Origin of the sequence: Galbibacter sp., from assembly GCF_035306585.1 — a bacterium.
In the GTDB taxonomy this organism is placed as follows: domain Bacteria; phylum Bacteroidota; class Bacteroidia; order Flavobacteriales; family Flavobacteriaceae; genus Galbibacter.
Window position 1 is genome coordinate 1 of record NZ_DATGNU010000062.1, and the last position, 3406, is coordinate 3406.

A 3406-nucleotide genomic window follows, 5' to 3' on the forward strand; every position below is an offset into this window, starting at 1 on the left:
CACCACTCCATACTTTTTCTTCAGAACCTGTTGTAACAGTAGCTTCCATAAATGTTAGAGTATTCTTAATATTTAAAAATTTGTCAAATTTACGTTTTTTCTTTATCTAAAGAAATAGAAAAATACAATCAAATAAACCCACAAAAAGTCCAGAAAGTGCCAAAACATCGCACCCAGCTCTAAACCAAGGGTTTGACCAGGTTTATATTTTTCTTTAAAATGATTATAAATTACTACTAATAGCACGATTAAGCCCCCAAATAAATGCACTAAATGCGAAAATATAATCGCATATAGAAAGGAGGTCGTGATGGTACTTTCACTTCCAGTAAAATAAAATCCAGCTTCAATGAACTTCGCAAATCCTTGAAATTGCAAAATCACAAACGATAAACCTAGTACAAATGTAGCTAATAAAAAAATAGTAGCATTCCGCCTGTTATCTTTTTGAATGGCTTTTTTTGCTGCAAAAAAAGTAAAACTACTCAAGACTATTACAATGGTGCTATACAAAAATTGCACTGGAATGTCAATTTGAGATACCCAATCAGGTCTTGACTTGCTCACTACATAGGCGCTAGTAAGCCCAGCAAACATCATGGCTACACTAATCATTCCGAACCAAAGCATCATCTTCTTTGCTCTGGCCTTTTTCATTTCAAAACTCCCTTGGGTTAAATCCATCAACTTAAAAATTTATCTATGACATATATAATTTGCACCAATGAAATATAGCTAACACTAGCAAGCATTAATGCCTTTGCTGATTTATTATCTCTTCTTTGGTATAGGCGGAAGGCATAGACCAACATAACCACTCCGAGTATAAATATGAGTATCGCTGAAGTTATGGATAAATGAAGCGTCCCCGTCAATCCAGTGACTGGAAAAATAGATGCTAAAATCATCCAAAAAGTATACATTACAATTTGTAGTGCAGTAGCCTTATCTCTTTTTCCAGTGGGTAACATCTTAAATCCAGCCTTACTATACTGATCGTGAAGCGACCAACCAATGGCCCAAAAATGAGGAAACTGCCAAAAGAATTGAATCATAAATAAGGTTCCTGGTTCAATGCCAAAATCATTGGTCACAGCCACCCATCCGAGCATAAAAGGAATAGCTCCTGGAAAAGCTCCAGCAAAAACAGCCAGAGGTGTCACGGTCTTTAATGGAGTATACACGCATGTATAAAGAAATAAAGAGATGGCCCCAAACATAGCAGTTTTAGGATTCAGATAATATAGTGTCACAATCCCTAGGATCGTACAAAGTGTTGCAATGACTAAGGCTGTATTAACGGACATTCTTCCAGAGGCAATAGGGCGATTAGCTGTCCTAACCATCTGGGCATCGAGATCTCGTTCTATAATTTGATTAAATGTATTGGAAGCTCCCACAGTGAAGTAGCCACCAATAGATAGTATCAGGATTTCCTTCATACTAACTACATCGGCACCTAACAAATATCCCATAAGTGAAGAAAATACAACACTTAAAGTTAGCCCAACTTTAGTTATTTGCTTAAAATCATCAACTATAAGCGCAAGAGATATCGTTCTATTGGTTGCTGTGCTCAATGCCATTTAACTACGTTTTACACATTCTTTCAAACGTGAAACATCTTTACTATCATTAATTCGGCTGCAAAGATAGCTCAGAAAAGAATTTTATCCAATGATTTACAGCCAGAAGTACATAAATAAAAAAAGTCTGAATAAAATTTCAGACTCTTTCAATATATTATTTAACAATGAATCTCTTAATTCAATTTAAACACAATTGGATAAGCAAATGTAACTGGCGTTGGTCTACCCCTTTGTTTACCTGGAATTAACTTAGGCAATGAATTAATAATTCTACGTGCTTCTTTATCCAAACTCTTATCTGGAGCTCTGGTATTTAAAATCGTAATAGTACCATCTTTATTAATTCGAAAGTTTACATAAACTCTTCCCTGAATCCCCATTTCTTGGGCGATCTCAGGATATTCAAATGTTTTTCTAACGTGTTTATCTAAGTTTTCTTTAAAGCAAGCGAACTGTTCAGCTTTTGGAACGCCTTCACATTGTGGAAACATAGGTTTGTCCTCAATAACTGTAAAAGGAACATCCACATCAACTGGAACTTCCACCTCTACGATCTCCTCAACCTCAACAATTTCTTCCTGGTTGGTCTCTGTAGACTCAATAACGGTCTCTTCCACTTCTTCTTCATCTTCGACCACCTGGATAATCTCGGGAGCTGCAGGTGGTGGCGGTGGTGGCGGTGGTGTTTTAATTTGCTCGGTCATTGGCACCTCTTCTTCAAGCTGATCATCGACATCCATCACATAATCAAATTTCTCTCTTTTGTCGTATTGCTTGTACTCTATCGCTGCCCACATAAGCGCAGAAGCAAGAGCAAGACCAAAAGCGAAAAATATTCCGCTGTAACGTCTAATATCGGCTTTTGGATTCTTTTTAAGTTCCATAATCTATATTATTTGTTTGCTAATTTAAATATTTATTTATTTATTTTCCAATTAAATCTTTTATTTTAACGCAATACCGTTAATTCCTCGCCCTTTTTAAGAACCCAAACTTTAAAAGGAGTATCGCGAGCAAAATACCTATCCCATTTGCAAGAACATCTGTAAATTCGGCACTTCTCCCAAAAGGCAATACTAATTGTAATACCTCAATTACTATGCCATAAACAAAGGAAAAGATCGCAACCTTCAGCAAGATACCTTTTAAATCGGGTTTATAAAAATATAAGAAGCACAATATGGTATTTACAAAGTAAAAAAAAACGTGTGCAATTTTATCTGATATTTTAAAGTCGGGCTCAACATCCCTCATGATACCAACAGGGATCAAACATGCAACGGTTACTAAAAACAACCACAGCACCGCCAGGATTAGGAAATAGGTCTTCTTAGCCTGCAATAATCGCTTTGTAATCGACATCACTCAAAAGCTCATCTAATTCCTCAGGGTTAGAAAACTTCAATTTTATCATCCAACCTTCCCCATATGGATCTGAATTAACAAGTTCAGGCGCATCTTCCAGTGCTTCGTTAAATTCAATAATTTCTCCCGTCAGTGGTAAAAATAAGTCAGATACCGTTTTAACAGCTTCTACTGTTCCAAAAACCTCTTCGCGGTCTAGCGTCTCATCGAGCGTATCAACCTCAACATAAACGATATCTCCTAATTCGCTCTGGGCAAAGTCAGTAACTCCTATAGTTACCACATCCCCATCCACTCTGACCCACTCGTGGTCTTTGGTGTATTTCAATTCTGAAGGAATATTCATATCATCAATTTTATTTATTAGCTCGACAAATGTAATTCATTATACTTTTGATTTCAAAAGGAAATACTGTTAATTTCCAAAATTATACCTCAAAGTAAAGCCAGTT

At 36.3% G+C, this 3406-nt stretch carries 5 protein-coding genes; all 5 read right to left on the minus strand.

Annotation, left to right across the window (positions count from 1 at the left end):
* Window positions 1-102: 102 nt before the first annotated feature.
* The 5 genes from VKY50_RS06835 to gcvH all read right to left on the minus strand — a co-directional run bounded on the left by VKY50_RS06835 (window position 103) and on the right by gcvH (window position 3300).
* Complete coding sequence (locus VKY50_RS06835; protein WP_324300191.1) at window positions 103-684, minus strand: cytochrome c oxidase subunit 3; 582 nt, start codon at window positions 682-684, stop codon at window positions 103-105.
* Window positions 684-1586: a heme o synthase gene (gene cyoE / locus VKY50_RS06840; protein WP_324300193.1), complete on the minus strand. Its 903-nt coding sequence runs from the start codon at window positions 1584-1586 to the stop codon at window positions 684-686. Before cyoE ends, VKY50_RS06835 begins: the two co-directional genes overlap by 1 nt.
* A 176-nt stretch (window positions 1587-1762) precedes the next feature.
* Window positions 1763-2473 (minus strand): energy transducer TonB, encoded by a 711-nt coding sequence (locus tag VKY50_RS06845; RefSeq protein ID WP_324300195.1) that lies wholly within the window; start codon window positions 2471-2473, stop codon window positions 1763-1765.
* 79 nt (window positions 2474-2552) lie between these two features.
* Window positions 2553-2951: a VanZ family protein gene (locus tag VKY50_RS06850; protein WP_324300197.1), complete on the minus strand. Its 399-nt coding sequence runs from the start codon at window positions 2949-2951 to the stop codon at window positions 2553-2555.
* The gene (gene gcvH, locus VKY50_RS06855; protein WP_324300199.1) at window positions 2920-3300 is read right to left on the minus strand and encodes a glycine cleavage system protein GcvH; all 381 of its coding nucleotides are present in this window, start codon (window positions 3298-3300) and stop codon (window positions 2920-2922) included. Before gcvH ends, VKY50_RS06850 begins: the two co-directional genes overlap by 32 nt.
* Window positions 3301-3406 lie beyond the last annotated feature (106 nt).